Annotated in this window: 13 protein-coding genes and 1 pseudogene; 7 read left to right on the top strand and 7 right to left on the bottom strand. The window is 70.9% G+C overall.

The features are described from left to right. Positions 1–14: 14 nt before the first annotated feature. On the top strand, positions 15–3017 hold the full coding sequence (locus tag ACZ45T_RS31745) for an AfsR/SARP family transcriptional regulator (RefSeq protein ID WP_468447410.1): 3003 nt from the start codon (positions 15–17) through the stop codon (positions 3015–3017). An 80-nt stretch (positions 3018–3097) separates the two neighbouring features. Here ACZ45T_RS31745 and ACZ45T_RS31740 read toward each other — a convergent pair whose 3' ends face one another. The 3 genes from ACZ45T_RS31740 to ACZ45T_RS31730 form a co-directional block, all read right to left on the bottom strand. Beyond that, positions 3098–4315, bottom strand: coding sequence for a pyroglutamyl peptidase (locus ACZ45T_RS31740; RefSeq protein ID WP_468447408.1), 1218 nt, complete (start codon positions 4313–4315; stop codon positions 3098–3100). 305 nt (positions 4316–4620) lie between these two features. Beyond that, on the bottom strand, positions 4621–8181 hold the full coding sequence (locus tag ACZ45T_RS31735; RefSeq protein ID WP_468447406.1) for a tetratricopeptide repeat protein: 3561 nt from the start codon (positions 8179–8181) through the stop codon (positions 4621–4623). A 92-nt stretch (positions 8182–8273) separates the two neighbouring features. After that, on the bottom strand, positions 8274–8774 hold the full coding sequence (locus ACZ45T_RS31730) for a hypothetical protein (RefSeq protein ID WP_468447404.1): 501 nt from the start codon (positions 8772–8774) through the stop codon (positions 8274–8276). Positions 8775–8956: 182 nt separating this feature from the next. Between ACZ45T_RS31730 and ACZ45T_RS31725 the strand changes: the two are divergent. Next, positions 8957–9169: pseudogene (locus tag ACZ45T_RS31725) on the top strand (nuclear transport factor 2 family protein); the annotation flags it as partial. A gap of 173 nt (positions 9170–9342) precedes the next feature. Here ACZ45T_RS31725 and ACZ45T_RS31720 read toward each other — a convergent pair. Together ACZ45T_RS31720 and ACZ45T_RS31715 are read right to left on the bottom strand one after the other, a co-directional pair. Beyond that, on the bottom strand, positions 9343–9786 hold the full coding sequence (locus ACZ45T_RS31720; protein ID WP_468447402.1) for a hypothetical protein: 444 nt from the start codon (positions 9784–9786) through the stop codon (positions 9343–9345). 160 nt (positions 9787–9946) lie between these two features. After that, positions 9947–10186, bottom strand: coding sequence for a hypothetical protein (locus tag ACZ45T_RS31715; protein WP_468447400.1), 240 nt, complete (start codon positions 10184–10186; stop codon positions 9947–9949). A 289-nt stretch (positions 10187–10475) separates the two neighbouring features. Between ACZ45T_RS31715 and ACZ45T_RS31710 the strand changes: the two genes are divergently transcribed. From ACZ45T_RS31710 to ACZ45T_RS31695, 4 genes are all read left to right on the top strand, one after another. Next, positions 10476–11204 carry a hypothetical protein gene (locus ACZ45T_RS31710; RefSeq protein WP_468447398.1) on the top strand — a complete coding sequence of 243 codons (729 nt, stop codon included), beginning with the start codon at positions 10476–10478 and terminating at the stop codon, positions 11202–11204. A 743-nt stretch (positions 11205–11947) separates the two neighbouring features. After that, entirely contained in the window at positions 11948–12262 is a 315-nt protein-coding gene (locus ACZ45T_RS31705; RefSeq protein WP_468447396.1) for an SSI family serine proteinase inhibitor, read from the top strand. 311 nt (positions 12263–12573) lie between these two features. Continuing rightward, positions 12574–13071, top strand: a complete 498-nt coding sequence (locus ACZ45T_RS31700; RefSeq protein ID WP_468447394.1) for a hypothetical protein — start codon at positions 12574–12576, stop codon at positions 13069–13071. A 345-nt stretch (positions 13072–13416) separates the two neighbouring features. Further along, on the top strand, positions 13417–13986 hold the full coding sequence (locus ACZ45T_RS31695; RefSeq protein WP_468447392.1) for a DUF3887 domain-containing protein: 570 nt from the start codon (positions 13417–13419) through the stop codon (positions 13984–13986). On the opposite strand, the gene ACZ45T_RS31690 is transcribed toward ACZ45T_RS31695, so the two are convergent. Then, on the bottom strand, positions 13958–14113 hold the full coding sequence (locus ACZ45T_RS31690) for a hypothetical protein (RefSeq protein ID WP_468447390.1): 156 nt from the start codon (positions 14111–14113) through the stop codon (positions 13958–13960). The genes ACZ45T_RS31695 and ACZ45T_RS31690 overlap by 29 nt on opposite strands. 329 nt (positions 14114–14442) lie before the next feature. Continuing rightward, positions 14443–14754, bottom strand: coding sequence for a hypothetical protein (locus tag ACZ45T_RS31685; RefSeq protein WP_468447388.1), 312 nt, complete (start codon positions 14752–14754; stop codon positions 14443–14445). A gap of 177 nt (positions 14755–14931) precedes the next feature. On the opposite strand from ACZ45T_RS31685, the gene ACZ45T_RS31680 reads away from it, so the two are divergent. Further along, on the top strand, positions 14932–17197 hold a 2266-nt coding region (locus ACZ45T_RS31680), incomplete at its 3' end, for a tetratricopeptide repeat protein (protein ID WP_468447386.1).

Genomic DNA, 17197 nt, shown 5'->3' with positions numbered 1-17197 from the left:
CTACCGTGACGGCCGTGGAGTTCCGGTTACTGGGGGCCGTCGAGGTGATCGACGGCGATACGGGTGAGGCGCTGGCCGTCCCGCGCAAACGTGAACGGCTGCTGCTGGCGGTGCTGCTGCTCGAAGCGGGCCACAGTGTCACCGACGAGCGGCTGACGGACATTCTGTGGGACGGCGCGCCACCGGCGGGAGCGCCCGGCGCGCTGCGCAGCCACATCAGCAGGCTCCGCGTCCTGCTGCCGCCGCACGTCGCCTCGCTCGACCGGCAGGGCGAGGGTTACCGCCTGCGCACCGAACCCGAGCGGGTCGACGCCCACCGTTTCCGGGCGCTGGTACGGCGGGCCGGGACGGAGCCGGACGCCGCCGAACGCTCGGCCCTGCTGGACTCGGCGCTACGACTCTGGCGGGGCCCGGCACTGGCCGGCGCCGCCTCCGAACCGGCCCGGTCCCGGCTGTGCGCGGGGCTGGAGGAGCTGCGCCTGCAGGCACTGGACCAGCGCATCGCCGCCGACCTCGCCCTCGGCCGGCACCACGACCTCGTCGCAGAGCTGACGGGCCTCGTCGCGGCCCACCCGGCCCACGAAGTCTTTGCCGCCCACCTGATGCTCGCGCTGTACCGCTGCGGTCGGCAGGCGGACGCACTGCGGGTGTTCGACACCGCCCGCCGGGCCGTCGCGGACGAACTCGGCCTCGATCCCGGGCCTGAGCTGCGCGCTGTGCACCAGGACATCCTGCGCGCCGAACCGGGGCTGCAGCACGGTCGGCAGGCCGTGACGCCGCCCGCGGCCGTCCCCGCCGCCCCGGGAACGGCGGCCTCCGGGCCCTGCACGCTCCCCTACGACGTGCCCGACTTCTGCGGCCGCGACGCCGAGTTCACCCGGCTGCTGTCCTGCGTGGCGCAGGAAACGCCCTCGGCGCTCGTGCTCTCCACCGTGGACGGCATGGCGGGGGTCGGCAAGACGACCCTGGCCGTGCACGCCGCGCACCATCTCGCCGCGCGCTTCCCCGACGGGCAGCTCTTCGTCGATCTGCACGCGCACACCGCGTCCCGGCCGCCGCTGGAGCCGCAGACGGCGCTGGCCGGCCTGCTGCGGGTGATGGGCGTGCCCCCCGAGCGGATCCCGCACCTCCCCGACGACCGGGCCGCCGCCTGGCGGGACGAGCTGCGCGGCCGTCGGGTCCTGTTGGTGCTGGACAACGCGGCGAGTGCGGAGCAGGTGCGGCCGCTGCTGCCCGGTACGGCCGGGTCCCTGGTGCTGGTCACCAGCCGGCGACGGCTCGCCGATCTGCCGGGGGCGGCCACGCTCTGCCTGGACGTGCTGCCCGCTGCGGAGGCAGCCGCGCTGTTCGTGCGGGTGGCCGGTCCCGAGCGTGCCGAGCTGGAGTCGGCCGAGGTGGCGGAGGTCGTCGAGCTGTGCGGGCGGCTGCCGCTGGCGATCCGGCTGGCTGCGGCCCGGCTGCGCCACCGTCCGCTGTGGACCGTCGCCGACCTGGCGACACGGCTGCGCCGGGGCGACCGGCTGGCCGAACTGGCCGTCGGCGACGAGCGGGTGGCGGGCGCGTTCGCGCTCTCCTACCACCAGCTCGAGGTGGCCCAGAAGCGGATGTTCCGGCTGCTGGGCGGCTCCCCGGGCCCGGACGTGGACGTCTTCGCCGCGGCTGCGCTCAGCGGGCTTCCCCGGGGGGAGGCCGAGCGGCTGCTGGAGAGCCTGCTGGACGTCCATCTGCTCATGCAGCGGCTGCCCGGGCGCTACGTCTTCCACGACCTCGTCCGCGAGTACGCACGGCACCTCGCCGGCGCCGAAGGGGAACGGGACGGCGTGCGCGAGGCCGTCCACCGGCTCCTCGACTACCACCTGCGCCTGACGGCGGTGGCCCGTGAGTCGTTCGGGCCGGGACGGCTGGCGGACCGGCAGCCGCTGACGTATCCGCCGCGCGATGTCCCCGAGCTGACAGGACACCGGGCGGTCGCCGAGTGGTGCGAGAGCGAACGCGCCAACCTCCTCGCCTCGGTCACGGCCGCCGCGGACTGGGGACTGCCCGCCCACGCCTGGCAGATCACCTTCAACCTGGCCGACTGCTTCCGTAGCGGCGGTCACCACGATGACTCCGTGGGCGCCCACACCGTGGCGATCGACGCCGCCCGCGCGACGGGCGACCGCGGTGCCGAGGCGCTGAGCATGCTCAACCTCGGAGTGGCGCACTGGGGCGCGCACGCGTTCCGGCCCGCCCTCGACTGCGCCGAGCGCGCGCTGGCACTCGTGCGCGACATCGGCGACCGCCGCAGGGAGGCGGTCACGCTGTCGCGGATGGCGATGTTCCGCCAGCACCTCGGCGAGTATCCGGCAGCGCTCGCGGATCTGCGGCAGGCGCTCGCCACGGTGCGGGAGACGGGGCCGCGCCGTGAGGAGGGCATCGCCGGGTGGCTGCTCGGCGACGTGCTGTTCATGCTGGGCGACTTCACCGGAGCCATCGAGGCGTCGACCGTCGCGATGGAGATCAACCATGAGATCGGCGACCGTTTCGGGGTGGTCCTCAGCCTGATCCGCATCGGGGCCGCCGAGGGACGGCTGGGCCGGTACGAGGAGGGTCAGGGCCACCTCCGCACGGCGCTGGAGGTCGCGCGGACGCTGAACGACGCGGCCCACGAGGTGAAGGCACTGGTCGAACTGGCCGAACTGGAACGGTCCCACGGCCGCACTTCTGACGCCGGCGCTCTCCTCGACCAGGCGTTCGGCCTCCTGCGGGAGGTGCGCCTGCCCGAGTCGTCCAGCCATGCCCAGCGGGTGGCCGGGTCCGTCCATCTCGACCAGGGCCAACCCGCGCTCGCGCTCGACCGGTTCGGCAGTGCGCTGGACCTCGCCGTCGGTCTCGACCACGGACGCCACCAGGCGCTCGCGCTGGACGGCCTCGGGCAGGCGCTGGCCGCCTTGGACCGTACGGACGAGGCCTCCGCGCACCGGCTCAGGGCGCTGGACCTGTTCACCCGCATGGGCCTGCCCGAGGCCGAGGGGTAATGCCGGCGGACGGCCGGGCCGGGGCAGCACACGACGGCCTGACGTCGGCGGCCTGACGTCGGCGGCCGTGAGGTCGGCGGCTACCGCCGCACGGCGGCGTGTTCGAGGACCGCGCGGACCTCCGCGGTGATCGCGCTCTCGTTGCGTTCGAACTCGGGGCCGGTCAGCAGCTGGGGGTCGGCCGGCAGACCGGTGAGCACCGGGGTGTGGAGGTGGCCGCCGGGCAGGTGCGGGGCGAGTTCGCCGCGCAGCCGGTTGGAGCGGTAGGCGACCTCGTTGGACAGGTAGCCGCCCCCGCCACCCGCCACGGCCCGCGAGCCCGGCGTCGGGCCGTCGGTCCGGTCGACGGGAGCCGTGCCGCCCGCCGGGATCTCGGTCACCTCGGTGTTGAGGAGGACCGGGTACGGGGTCTGCACGGCGGCGGTCACCGCGTCGGCGGGCAGCGTGGTGCGGATGAACTCCGGGCCCGGGCCGAGGCCGGGGGCCGTCACCGGACGCTCGCGGGTGCCACCGGAGAGGGCGCGCGCGTTGTCGGGGTACGGGTCGGCGGACCGCGCCCGCCCCGCCCAGTCCTCCAGGGTGAAGATGCCGGGGTAGCCCTGGCTGACGGTGGTGATGATGTCGGCCGAGGCGGGGCCGGCGGCCAGGTGCGGGGCGAACGCCCGCTCCACCATGCCGGCGTCGAAGTCGGCGTACCGCACGGGCAGAACGACGGCGCGGATCTCGGCGGGGCTGCCGTCGGCGAGGGTCACGCGCCGCCCGTTGAGCTGCAGGGCAGCCGATCCGGACGGGTTGGCGCGGCGGATCTCCGCGTCGAGCCCGAAGGGGTCGAACCCGCTGATGAAGATCCTTCGTACGCCGGGCGCCGTCCGGAAGGCGTTGTCGGTGAGGCCGCGGGAGGCGTCCTCGAAGCGGGCGCGGAGCGCCGCCCGATCGACGGTGAACTCCGGCTGCCAGCGGGCGAGTGCGGCGGTCATGCCGAGGCGGGCCCAGTACAGGGGCCGGTCGTCCCCGGGGGCGAGGTCGCCGCCGGGCCGCTGTCCCTGGGCCCGCCGTACGGAGGCCTGCCAGAGGGCCTGGCCCCAGGAGTCGAGGAGCCGTTCGGCCTCGGCGGGGCTGCGCGTCGCGCACAGGGCGGTGGGGAACCGCCGTACGAAGTCCCCGAACCCGGCACGCTCGACCAGGGCGGTGGTACGGGCGTCCGCGAGCCGTGCCTGTTCGGCGTCGAGCGGTACGGACGCCGGGGGGCGGCAGGCGGACGCGCCGTCGGCCGCGTGCGCGGGCGACGCGACCGCCACGGGGAGAACGGTGACGAGAAGGGCAGCGGCCGATGCCGCACGACGTAAGAGCATCATGCGATGTGACATTACATAGCGGCCGTCACCCCCACCAGGCCCCACCGGCCACAGCCGCCAGGACTGGCTCAACTCTGCCGCTGACTGGCCCGGTTCGGTGTGCGGGGCACGTTGCGGATCGCCGCGGTGACCTCGCCGGGGGCCTCCTCCGGACGAGGTGGCCGCCACTGTGGCGGCAAGCAGGTACTGGGGGCCACGCCTGGCGCGAGGGGCTGCCCGACCTCGGGGAGGAGCTGGCCGACGCATTCCTAACAGTCGTTATCCGACGCCTGGACGGCCTCCTTCCGCCATCGGGCCAGGTTGTCCCGGGCAGGGGCGGTATCGGGGTGGTCGGTTCCGAGCAGGCGTTCCTGGTCTGCCAGCAACGACACGGTCGCTCCGATGGCCCCGTCCAGATCGCCGGCCGCATGCGTCCAGTGGGCGAGGTGATTCCGGATGGTGAGGGTGTTGGGGTGGTCCGGGCCAAGGACCCGCACCATGTCCGGCAGCAGTTCGGCGAGCGCGGCCGCGGTGCCGGCGGCGTCCCCCGACTTGCCGCGCCAGTGGGCGAGGTTGTGCCGGGTGGTGAGGGTGTCGGGGTGGTCCGGGCCTTGGATCCGTAGCCGGTCGTTCAGCAGCTCGGCGTAGGTGCCGACGGCGCCGGCCGCGTGCCCTGCCTCACCCCGCCAGTGGGCGAGGTTGTGCCGGGCGGTGAGGGTGTTGGGGTGGTCGGGGCCGAGGACCCGCATCATGTCCGGCAGCAGCTCGGCGAATGCGACCGCGGCGCTGGCCGCGTCCTCCGCCTCACCCCGCCACCGGGCGAGGTCGTTCCGGGTGGTGAGGGTGTCGCGGTGGTCCGGGCCGAGGACCCGTAGCCGGTCGTTCAGCAGCTCGGCGCAGGCGTCGGCGGCGCCGGCCGCGTCCCCCGCCCCACCCCGCCACCCGGCGAGGTCGTTCCGGGTGGTGAGGGTGTCGGGGTGGTCCGGGCCGAGGACCCGCATCATGTCCGGCAGCAGCGCGGCGAACGCGGCCGCGGCGCCTGCCGCGTCCCCCGCCTCACCCCGCCACCGGGCGAGGCTGTGCCGGGCGGTGAGGGTGTCGGGATGATTGTCGTTCAGCACCCGCACCTGGTCGTCCAACAGCCCGGCGAACGCAGCGGCCTCGCCGACGGTGTACCGCGCCGGGCGCCGGCCGTGCACCATGTCGCGCAGCAACTCGGCGAACGCGGACGCCGCTCCGGCCGCGTCCCCCGCCTCGCCCCGCCAGTAGGCCAGGTTGTACCGGGTGGCAAGCGTCTCGGGGTGGTAGCACCCCAGTACCCGCACCCGATCGGCCAGCAGCCGCTCGAAGGCTTTTGCGGCACCGATCCGATCCTGTGACCGTCCCCGCCAGTACGCCAGGTTGTGCCGGGTGGTGAGGGTATCGGGGTGGTCCGGTCCTTGCACTCTCACGCGCTCTCGTAGCAGCCGTTCCATCGCCGTGGTGGCATCGGCCGCGTTGCCTGCTTCTCCCTGCCAGTGCGCGAGGACTGCCCGGGTGGTGAGGGTGTGGGGGTGGTCTGGGCCCAATACCCGCACCCGGTCGCTGAGCAGCTGTTCCAGCGCGGTGGTTGCGGCGGCCGCGTTTCCTGTCTTCCTTTGCCAGTGGGCGAGGTCTGCCCGGGTGGTGAGGGTGTGGGGGTGGTCCGGGCCCAGTACCCGCACCTGGTCGTTCAGCAGCTCGGCGAGCGCGTCCGCGGCGCCGGCCTCGTCCCCTGCCTCACCCCGCCACCGGGCAAGGTTGTTCCGGACGGTGAGGGTGCCGGGGTGCACTGCGCCGAAGACCCGCTCATAGACGGACATCAACTCCGCCAACACGTCCGCGGCGCCGGCCGCGTCCCCCGCCTCACCCCGCCACCGGGCCAGGTTGTGGCGGGTGGTCAGGGTGCCGGGGTGGTCCGGGCCCTGCACCCGCACCAGGTCGCTGAGTAGCTGTTCCAGCGCGGTGGTTGCGGCGGCCGCGTTTCCTGCTTCGCCCTGCCAGTGGGCGAGGTCTGCCCGGGCGCTGAGGGTGCGGGGGTGGTCTGGACCCAAGACCCGCTGGTAGACGGGCAGCAACTCGGAGAACACGGCCGTGGCTCCCACCGCGTCGCCTGCCTCGCCCCGCCAGTAGGCAAGTTCGTGGCGTGCCGTCAGGGTATCGAGATGATCAGGGCCGAGTGCCGGTATCCGGTGCCGGAACACCAGCTCGGCAAAGACGGCCGCCGCGCCGGACGGATCTCCCGCCTTCCCGCGCCAGTGGGCATACCAGTGCCGGGCGCTGAGCGTGTCCGGGTGACTGGCTCCGAGGTGGCACCGGGCGGTCGTGGTCAGTTGGTGAAAGTGGCCGGTGGCGGCTGTGAATTGGCCGCTCTCGCCGAGACTGCGACCGGCGCGGTACAGCACCGCATGCACGCCGGGTCGGTGCAGGGCGTCGTCGGTGGTCCGGGTGAGGGCGGCGGTGTTGGCGCGGAGGGTCTGGGCGAGGTCGGTATCGCGTTCGATGTCGGGCCAGGCGGCCAGCAGGGCGTCGGCGCAGGTACGGGCGACGGTGTGATGCTCGTCGGGGGTGAGGGTGTCGCGGACGGCTCGTTGGACGAGCTGGTGGACGCGGACCGCTGTCGCCGACGTACCGGGGGTGTGCCCGACCAGACTGAGGCGGCGCAGAGCGCTCAGGGCCGCTCGGGCGTCCTGTTCGGACACCGACCCGGGAGTGCCGTGGTCGTCGGATGTGCCGGTGTGAGCCGGGCCGGGCGCGGCATCGCCCGCCTGCGTGGTGCGGTGCTCGACCAAGTGGGTGCGGGCAGGCGCGCTGGTGAGGACGGTGTCGGGGACGCCGTTGGGGTCGAGGAAGGCTGCGAGGTGGAGCATGGGGCGGGCCAGACCCGTGGGGCGCAGGGTGTCGGCGTGTTCGATGGACAGGGACCACGTCGCGGCGACGGTGAGGACTTGTCCGTCGGGCAGGAGGCCGGGGGCGGCGTCGCGCAGGATGGTGGTGCGGTCGGCGAAGAGGCGCCGGTAGGCGGTGGGGGTCATGCCGGTGTCGGAGAGCTCGGCGATGTAGGCGGCGGCCTGGGCCAGGGCGAGGGGCAGGTGGCCGAGATCATCGGCGAGGGCGTCCAGCTCTCGCTCGGGGTGGGCCAGGCGGTAGGGGGCGAGCACGCTGGTGAGGTAGGTGCGGGACTCGTCGGGGGAGAAGACGTCGACGGTGATGAGGTGGCGGCCGGCGAGCAGGGCGTGGTCCTGGCGGCGGGTGGTGACCAGAGTCCGGCCGGTTGGCGATGGCGGCGGCCACAGACCGTTCATGCCGGCCGGGTCGGCGAGGTCGTCCAGCACGACCAGCCACCGGCAGGGAGCCGGGCCGGTCTTGAGTTCCAGCCAATCCAGGAACGCCGCTGCTGCCCGGTCCGGCTCCTCGGGCGCGGCGGAGCCGAGCAGTTCGGCTGCGGCTCGAGCGTAGGCGTCGACGACCGCGGTCCTGCCGGCGGCGGTGACCCACACCAGCACGTCCAGCTCGCCGCCCTGCATCACGGTACGGGCGTAGTGGGCGGCGAGCTGGCTCTTGCCGACCCCGCCCAGCCCCACGACCACCCCCGCAGCACCCCCCGCTGCCGAAACCGGCGCGGCCCCGGCAGCGGCGGTGGGCGCGGCCTGGCTCAGGACGGCGGCGCCGCCGCCGGCCAGCGCCGCCGCAACCTGGGCGATTTCCGCGCGGTCCTGGAAGAACGCAGCCCGCGGGGGCAGGTTGCCGACCACGTGAGGCCACGGGGCCGGAGGCCGCAGCGCGGCGTAGTGGTGGACCTGCCCGATCATGCCGGCGGCGACGCCGCCGACGGAACTGATGATGGGCCCGTTCCCGGCGGGCGCCGTCGCGCCTGCCGAGAACGTTGTGGCGCCGAGTGCGGTCAGCCCTGCGCCGCCCCCGGCTGCTGAGGGTTTGTGACCCCCGTCGTCACGGACCCCTGAATCTCCCAGGCCGCGACGGACCTGTTCTGCGCGTGGATCTCCACGTTCCCAGCGACGGCCACACCGTTGCCGAACGCCGTCGTGCTGCCCGCGTCCCGATCGGCGGCCTGCACCTCCGCCACTGCGGCCTTCAGCGCTGTCCCGAACTCCTCGTCCCGTTCAGCGGCCTCGTCCAAGGAGTCCGCGAGCCTCCGCCGGGTTCGCTCGGACAGCTCCTCCCGGCCTTCCGTGGCTTCCTCACGGGCCCGCTCCAGCGCCGGGTCCTGACCGAGCTTGCCGCTGACCACGTCGTGGAGGCGATCCATCCCGGCCTCCAGGGCCCGGTCGACTTCACCGTCAGCCCGCCCCCCGACCAGCTTTGCCTTGCGCACCGCCCACGCGAACACGTAGCCCACCGCGATCTCGACTCCTGGAAACACCAAGACCCCCCTCAAGGCCAACCGGAAACTCCATCCCGACCGTACCCACATCAGGCTGCGGGGCACCGTCGATTGCGGCTTGGAACCAGCCCGGCGCCGGCGGGAACGTGCGTGGGATCACCGGCCCGAGTTCGTCGGCGCAGATGACCGTCGCGCTTGAGGGGTTGCTCGTGGTCAGGAGAGGCTGGGCGTACATCGGTGCTTCCGAGGCGACTGCCACGGCGACCACCTATTTCACGACGTACCGTGTCGACGGATTTACAGGCGGGTTCGTGCCCCCACGGGCCCCTACGCAGGTGGGCCACTACGAGGACACGTTCCTCAAGGTCGACGGCCTTTGGCTTCTCAGTTCTCGTTCCTTGTTCCTGGCCTTCGCCGGACCGACCGAGCGACTTGAACCAGTTGACGAGCCGTGAGCCCTCCCTCGGCCAGGGGCATGTAAGTTGAACGACATCTTGCAGTTCTTTGTCCGCCAGGAGGGCGATGCACCGGGCCGGGGCGAGCGAGCAGCAGCTGCGTGACATCGCAGCCGAGGGCCTGCAAGAGGGTGCCCGGGTCGGGGGCCGACCCGGGCACACGGTTCACGCCGCTACTCCATGAACTGGAAGGTCCATGCCTGGTCTTGGTCGCTGACGTCGAGGGGCCTCAGTGCGACGCGGGGCGGGAAGATCTGCAGCAGACTGAGGTCCAGGGCGAGCTCCTCGCCGTCGACGGGGCCTCCAGGGACGACGACGTGGAAGGTGTGCGGCCGGGCGCTCTGGTAGAGCGCCCACTCGCGGGGCTCGGGGTATCCGACGACCGGCTTGTTCGTCTCCGGGTCACCGTCGAAGGACAGGTACGTTTCGCTTCTGAGATTGCGAATCGTGCAGTTGCCGTTACTGAGTTCCTCCAGCTGCCATTCCTGCTCGCCGGGGTTGCCCGTGGGCGGCAGCAGCACCACGGGTGTTTTGGGCTCCGACGACCCTTCCTCCATCGTGAGCAGTTGCTCACCAGGACGGATGATCATGTAGGTGCCGTTCGGTACAGATGTCAAGGCCGACTCCACTTCTGACGTGCGGTACCCACGCGAGGCGCCGCCGATCTTCTGGGCGACGCATCCCTTCCCCGCCGGCGCACGACACAGGTCGGAAAGGCTCCGTGTCACCCTTCAGGACTACGGCGAATGCGTCCTGCTGTTCGATCGACTCAGACACCTACCCCTGCACGGCATACGGACCAGGCTGTCCGGGGCTCGTCAGCTCACGCGACTTTGCGGTCCCGCTGTCGTCGTGCGAGACATGGTCCACGGGTCGTACGTGCTCCGGCCGGACCCAGCCCCGGTACTCGGCTGCCTCCATGGAGTCCCCGGCCAGTTCCCCGACCGGGAGGGTGATCTCGTACAGCCAGCCGTCGCGCAGCCGGCGCTTCCAACCGATGGTTGACGGGCTACTCATCCGCATACTATGAGTAGCCAGCTGGGGCTGATCAGTTGCCAGCCAACGGGGGTCCGAGGGTGTGGTGGCTTGATCTCCTGCGGGAGGTTCTGACCGACGGTTGTCGAGTCGTTTTCAGTGAGCGGAGTGCGGTGCCTGCGCCTGGGGAGCGGCCAGCCCGCGAGGTTGCAGGAGGCGCTCGGCATACTGGCCTGCCCGGACGTTTAGCCGCTTGCCCGTCCGGTCCCGCGGGGATCCCAGCGCCAGATCCGTCAGGATGGCGAGCATCCGGGCGATGAGGAGGATCTTGATGAGCGCGGCCGACGAGGGACGGCAGTGGCCGGACGAGGTCAGTGTGGACAACGCGAGGACGACGCTGCTGCAGCTCCTCGCGCGGGCGGGGGTCCCTTCCGGTGACGCGTGGCAACTGGTCGGCCTCCTGGAGGCGGGTGCACTGGCTCTCGCGCACGAGGAGCTGAGCGGCGGCTTGAGCGCGCCGGGGGACAAGGGCGAGGCGTACGAGTCGGGCTGGCTCGACGGCGCCGGGGGCCTCCTGGATGAGCTCGGCGCCGTCGCCGAGCGGACCCTGGTACGGGTCGTGGGGGCGGACGGGCAGCAGGGCGCGGCTGGGGAGCGTCCTCGGGCCGGGCGTATGGAGGTGGAGCGGGCGCGAGTAGCGGTGACACCCCTGTACCTCTCGTTCACGGCGGTCTCGGGGCTGGATCCGGAGGTGACCGACGAGGTGCTCGCCGCCGTCCTCGGCACGATGAGCCGCCGGCAGCGGGCCGGGTACGCCGGGCGGCTGGCGGAGTTCGCCGCAGCCCACCGGGCCCGGCTGGAGCGGCTGTTCGCGGCGTACGGACCGGACAGCTCCATCACGGTGCACGGCCGCTATTCGCTCCTCCACTCCGCCACGAGCATCGCCGTGCTGGAGCGGCTCGTCGCCGCGCCGCAGGAACTGCGCGAAGAGTGGGACGCCGCAGCGCTGCCGCCCGCGTGGCTGGACGGGCTCACGACCGCCTGGAACGTCCCGGCCTGACCACCGTGGGCACAGCGAGATCTTGACTGCGGCAACGGGCGGGACAGATCTACGATTTTGCACCTTGGTCACCGCGAGCCTGCAAAGGGCCGGCCTCCTCGCCCCGCGGCCGCTCTTGACGAGGCCGGACCGGGGATGTCGCCGGTGGTGGTCCGGCGCGCCCTTGACCGGTGGGCGGGCCGTCCCCATGGGACTCGTCGACGACACGGGCACCGCGTCCGATCGCCCGGGGAGGGGACCGTCGGCAGCGTGCTGGATCTCCCAGTGCCCCGGTGCCGATGCGGTATCCGGAGGGTCATCCTTGAGTGCCTGCGTCCCCGGGAGGTGCCGGCAGGTATCGGCGCTTTCCGGACAGCCTGGATGAATGTTCGGTGAACCGCGTGCAGCTGACAGCAGGTCAGCGCGTCACGTCCGGCTGTTCCGCCGGGTGTCCTCGCCCGTTTGTGCGTGATCGCGGCGGGCGCATCCCCGGTCCGAGCTGCCAGAACGACCGTTCGGTCGCCGTTAATCGAACGAGTTGTCTGTAAATCGGTGTTCGATGTGCGTGCATCCTTCGTACCCGACAGACTTGGCAGCATCCAGTCGATACATCGCAGCCAAGTGCTGCGTTTCTCCTTCGATTTGAAAGAGGGTTTGTTGTGCGTCACCGCATCGCTGTTGTCTCCTCCGCTGTTCTCCTGACTTTGGTCGGCGCTACCGGTATCGCGGAGGCTCAGCCTGCCGGCCTTTACGCTCCCTCCGCCGTGGTCCTGGCCGTCTCTCAGGGCGAGGACGCGGACACTGTCGTGCGGGCGTCGGCCCTCAGCTGCGCGCCGACGGCCCAGGGAACGCATCCCGACCCCAAGGCCGCCTGTGCGGCCCTGGCCGCCACCGCCGGCTCCCTCGACTCGCTCCTGGCCGCCCCGGACTCGAACCGCGCCTGCCCGATGCACTACGCCCCCGTCACCGTCACCGCGGACGGCGTCTGGCAGGGCAGCCGCATCTCCTGGAAGCACACCTTCTCCAACGCGTGCGTCATGTCCGCGACCTTCAACGGAAACCCCGTCTTCGCGTTCTGACCGCTCCGCCCGGGTGGTCCCGCCCCGCGCGTCCGCCCCCGCCCCTCCCCGGGCGGGGGCGGACGCGCGTCCCACGAGCCCGTGACCTGGATGTCGTACGCAGGCCGAGCCTTGATCTGATGGAACGGGCGCGTGATGACGGTTTGCGCCGTGAAGTGACACCTGCGCTCCAAAACATCGCTCACCATGGCGACATGAACTGACTTAGGTCCAGGGCCTGTTGAGAAAGTGCTGGTCACAGCCAAGAGCCGTTTGATCCACGAACGAGTGATGCTGCTGGATTGTGGCGCGGCTTGGAGCGCCTGCTCGGTGTGGCCAACGGAACGGGCACCGGCGTCGGGAACGACATCCCCGCCGGCGAAACCGCGATGGTCGCCCTTGGACCGAAGGCGAGCGCCCAGCTCCGCACCCAGGGCCAGGGACGGCAGACCGTCGCCCAGATGGCGGAGGCGCGCCAGGCCTCGGTCTCGATCAACACCACCGGCTTCCCCGAACTCGACGGTGCTCCCGGCGGCCTCTTCCCCAAGGTGCCTCTCCTGGAAGACGCCGCCAACTTCGGCTTGGCTGCCGTGCTGGCAGCGATGGTCAACGAGCAGCCGGCGGAGCTCACCCACAACGCCTCCACCTTCGTCCCCACCATCAGCGCCGTGGCGTCGGCCGACACCGACGACCACACCGCCCTCTACTCCAAGGTCGACCGCGAGAGGAGCGACCTCCACGACTTCCTCTGCGCCACCACCAACGAAGGCCACACCGTCATGACCCCGGGGCTTGGCCAGTGGATCCTGGCCCGGCTCCAGGACGCGTAACCACCGGCCAAGGACGCCTTCGGCGCGTACCGTTTCCGACCACGACTGCACCGCCGAACGCCAGCCGCTGACCCGCCCCCGACGACGGCCTCGCCCTCCAGCACCACGAGGGCGAGGCCGTCGTCCCGTACTGCGACCTAGAGCCTGTTGTGAAGGTGCTGGTCACAGGCGCAGACGGCTGTTCATGACCCCGTCCCAGCTCATCCAGGATGCAGCGGCAAGACCTTCCGGGCAGCCTTGACAACCTTCTGACGCGGGTCGGTCGTACTCCCGAAAGCGCCCGGATGAGCGGACGGCGAGAGGGCCCTGCTCCCGGGCATGCGAGGGGTGAGTGGGTGGAGCAAGATGGAGGTATCCGGAACCGCCACGCTGGAGAAAGTCGTGGTGCTGATGCCCGACAAAGACCCGACGCCCAGGAACAAGCGGCAACTGGTCCAGGCGGTAGCCACTGTCACGCTGGCCGCCGGCGTACTGTTTCCGGCCAACGGCTTCGCCCTGGCTGCGATGCAGGCCCACGCCACCACGACGGTCCCGGGCCCAGCCGCGGCAGCGGCCCCGGCTCAGACTCAATACGACCGGATCGCCCTTCAGACGCTCAACGACATCGTGGACGGCAACTTCACCGCGGCCACAGCTCACTTTGATGCGACGGTACGCAAGCTGCTGCCCCCCGACGCCCTCGCGGCGGCCTGGGAGACCTACCAGGATGAGTTCGGTCGCTATCAGTCACACGGGGATCCGAGCGACGTCGCATTCGGCGAGGTCACCGTGGTCAACGTGCCGTTGAGCATGGAACGCCAGCCCGGGGAGTTCCGTGTGACCTTCCACAAGGACGGAAGCATCGCTGGTCTGTTGTTCCTCAAGACAGGAGTGCCGATCTCTGTCGTCAGTTCAGCGCGCGGCCCGTACCGGTAGAGCTGCCACGGAGCAGCGGCCGTCGACCGCGCAGGCGGGGCGGTAGCCGGTCGGCGGCCATGGCCATGCCGACGGGCAGCAGCGTGACCCCGACTTCGGCGAAGAGTGCGTCTTCGAGCTGCCCCACAGACCGTGCTTGCCGGACTGGTTGAAGTCCTCCATCTTGGGAGTGATGTTGGTGTAGTGGAAGGAGTCCAGCGGCGCTCCTTCGCTTCTCGCTGGTCAAGGCCCTGCCGGATTGAGGAACCCGACAGGTACTGGGTGCCAAGTCAGCACCGCGGAGTATGCCGTGCTGAAAGAGGGGAAACGGATAGGGGGGTGGGTTTTTCCAGCCGCCAAACATGGCAGTTGAGGGCGTGTAGGGACGGATGAGGCGGGGGCGGGATGTTAGAGCAGGCCTTGATGGCACTGGCCGCAGCGGGCGGTACCGCAGTGGTGTCAGCTGCAGCAACGGATTCATGGGCAGGACTCCGGCAAGCCGTGGCGCGCTGGCTGGGCCGGGGTGACAGCGGGCGGGAAGTCGCTGAACTCGAACGCCTGGACCAGGCCGCGCGTGAACTGGCGACCCGAGACATGGCCGAAGCGGAGCGAGCCCGTATCCGTCACGAAGCGGCCTGGCAGGCCCGCATTGAGACCGTTTTGGAGAGCCTTGGCCAAACTGACCGGGCTGAAGCCGCGCGCGAGCTGAGGCTCCTGCTGGTGCAGCACGCTGCACCGGACGGCGTCGCTGCCGGACCGGGTGGGGTGGCCGTAGGCGGAGATCTGCATATTCGTGCGGAGAACGGGATCGCTGCAGGTGTCATCAACGGAGGGGCACACCTGGGCTGCCCTCGGAAGCCGGCTCCGCCGCAGGGCTGAGCGGATTGGTCACCCAAAGCCCGAGTTCCCCCTTCCCGAACCGCGATGCCCGCGCCGGAGACATTACCCACGTCATCCAGGCCGATCATGGCATCGCTGCCGTTCGCATCGATGAGGCCCACTACCACGCGGCGCCCCGCATTCCTGCGCCGCTGCCACACCAGGTGGGCGTCATACCTCGACAAGGCCGCGTGCTTCCAGAACCGGGCCGCTATCGAGGTGCTGGAGGCGGCTCCGACGGATGGCAGCACCACGCTCCTTAGCCAGGTGCTGTCCGGCACGGGTGGAGTCGGCAAGACTCAGCTGGCGGCCCACTACGCTCGCCTGACCTGGCAGGCCGGCAAGATCGACCTCCTGGTGTGGGTCACCGCCGCCACCCGTTCGGCGGTTCTCGCCGGGTATGCTCAGGCCGCCGCTGATGTGACCGGCATCGATTCGTCCGATGTCGAGCAGGCTGCCAGGAGGTTCTTGGCCTGGCTCCAGCCGAAGGCGCGCGTTGGCGAGGGGGGCGGCGCCTACCACCCGGGCGCAGGAAGCAGTGCAACGTGCCGGTGGTTGGTAGTGCTCGACGATGTAGCGGATCCTGCTGACCTGCGTGGTCTCTGGCCCCCCGCCAACCCGCACGGCCGCGTGCTGGTGACCACTCGACGTCGTGATGCGGCGCTGATCGGCGACCATCAACAGCTGGTACAGGTAGGGCTGTTCACAGAGGAGGAGTCCACCGCATATCTCACGGACCGTCTGGCCATCCACGGTCGCCGCGACCCGTCCGATCAGCTGAGTGCCTTGGCTGCCGACCTTGGGCACCTGCCTCTTGCCCTGGCCCAGGCTGCCGCCTATCTCATCGACGCCGACATCGACTGCACCAGTTACCGGCAACTACTCGCCAACCGCGCCACGACCCTGGCCGATGTCACCCCAGAACCCAGCGCTTTGCCCGACGACCAGGCTGTCACCGTTGCTGCTGCCTGGTCACTATCCATCGACCGCGCCGACCGGCTACGCCCCCCTGGTCTTGCTCGCCCAATGCTGCAGTTGGCCGCCATGCTGGACCCCAACGGCATCCCCCTCTCCGTTCTGATCAGTGATCCAGTTCTGGACCACCTTGCCGCGCGCCGCGCCGAGGACCCCACCGCTGGCCCAGGCTCCCGGCCGGAGGAGAAGTGGGACGAGAGAAGAAGACGATCACGGCAACCAGAGTGCCCGGCCGAGGTCACAACCGAGGAGGCAGTCGGCGCGCTGCGGGCTCTGCACCGCCTCAACCTCGTCGACCACAGTCGGGAGTCTCGCCATAAGGCGGTCAGAGTTCACCAGCTGATTCAACGAAGCGTCCGCGACCAGCTCCTCCCGGAGCGGTATCGTCAGGCCGCCCTGACCGTTGCCGACGGCTTGATCTCTGTCTGGCCGGGCATCGAACGCGACACCGGCTTCGCTGAGGCTTTGCGTGCGAACTCCCTTTCACTCACAAGTCACGCCGAAGAGGCGATGTGCGAACCGCACATACACCGTGTGTTGTTTCGGCTCGGCACCAGCCTTGGCCGCAGCGGTCAGGTCACCGAGGCACGCGACTACTATCAACAGCTGGTTGCCACAGCCAGTCGCTTCTCGGGGCTCGACCACCCAGACACCCTTGCCATACGGCACGACCTCGCCAGATGGCACGGAGAATCGGGGGACGCCGCTGGAGCCGCCGCCGCTTGCGCCGTACTGCTCCGCGACATGTCTCGCACGTTGGGACCGAACCACCCCCACACCCTGACCACCCGGCACAGCCTCGCCAGATGGCAAGGAGACGCGGGAGACGCGGCTGGAGCCGCCGCTGCCTTCGCCGAACTGCTGAAAGACAGGCTGCGGACGCCACACCCGGAGGATGCCGGCATCGTCACGGCCCGGCACACCCTCGCCTACTGGCGGGGAGACCCGGCTGCGATCGAACCGCGTGGCCACGGAGGTGGGTCGGGTGCGGACCACCCCGATACCCTTGCCACTCGGCACAGCCTGGCCTACTGGCGGGGGAAGGCCGGGGACGCGGTGGGTGCCGCTGCCGCATTCGCCCAAGTGCTGGCCGATCGGTCGCGGGTGCTGGGTCTTGGCCATCCAGATACCCTCGCCACTCGGCACAGTTACGCTCACTGGCGAGGTGAGGCGGGAGACGTGGTGGGGGCAGTCGAGGACTTTGAGGGACTGCTGACCGATCGACTGCGGATTCTGGGCCCTGACCATCCTGACACCCTTACGACTAGGCACAGTTGCGCCCACTGGCGAGGTGAGGCGGGAGACGTGGTGGGGGCAGTCGAGGACTTTGAGGGACTGCTGACCGATCGACTGCGGATTCTGGGCCCTGACCATCCTG

This window comes from Streptomyces sp. NPDC030995, assembly GCF_055571215.1.
The sequence above is the reverse complement of the archived record's forward strand: the minus strand, read 5'-3'. Positions and strand labels throughout refer to the sequence as shown.

What these genes read in the sequence shown, in the direction of transcription:
- ACZ45T_RS31735 (WP_468447406.1), bottom strand. Translation starts at nt 8,181, where the DNA reads ATGATCGGGCAGGTCCACCACTACGCCGCGCTGCGGCCTCCGGCCCCG.
- ACZ45T_RS31715 (WP_468447400.1), bottom strand. Translation starts at nt 10,186, where the DNA reads ATGAGTAGCCCGTCAACCATCGGTTGGAAGCGCCGGCTGCGCGACGGC.
- ACZ45T_RS31710 (WP_468447398.1), top strand. Translation starts at nt 10,476, where the DNA reads ATGAGCGCGGCCGACGAGGGACGGCAGTGGCCGGACGAGGTCAGTGTG.
- ACZ45T_RS31695 (WP_468447392.1), top strand. Translation starts at nt 13,417, where the DNA reads ATGGAGGTATCCGGAACCGCCACGCTGGAGAAAGTCGTGGTGCTGATG.
- ACZ45T_RS31685 (WP_468447388.1), bottom strand. Translation starts at nt 14,754, where the DNA reads ATGCAGATCTCCGCCTACGGCCACCCCACCCGGTCCGGCAGCGACGCC.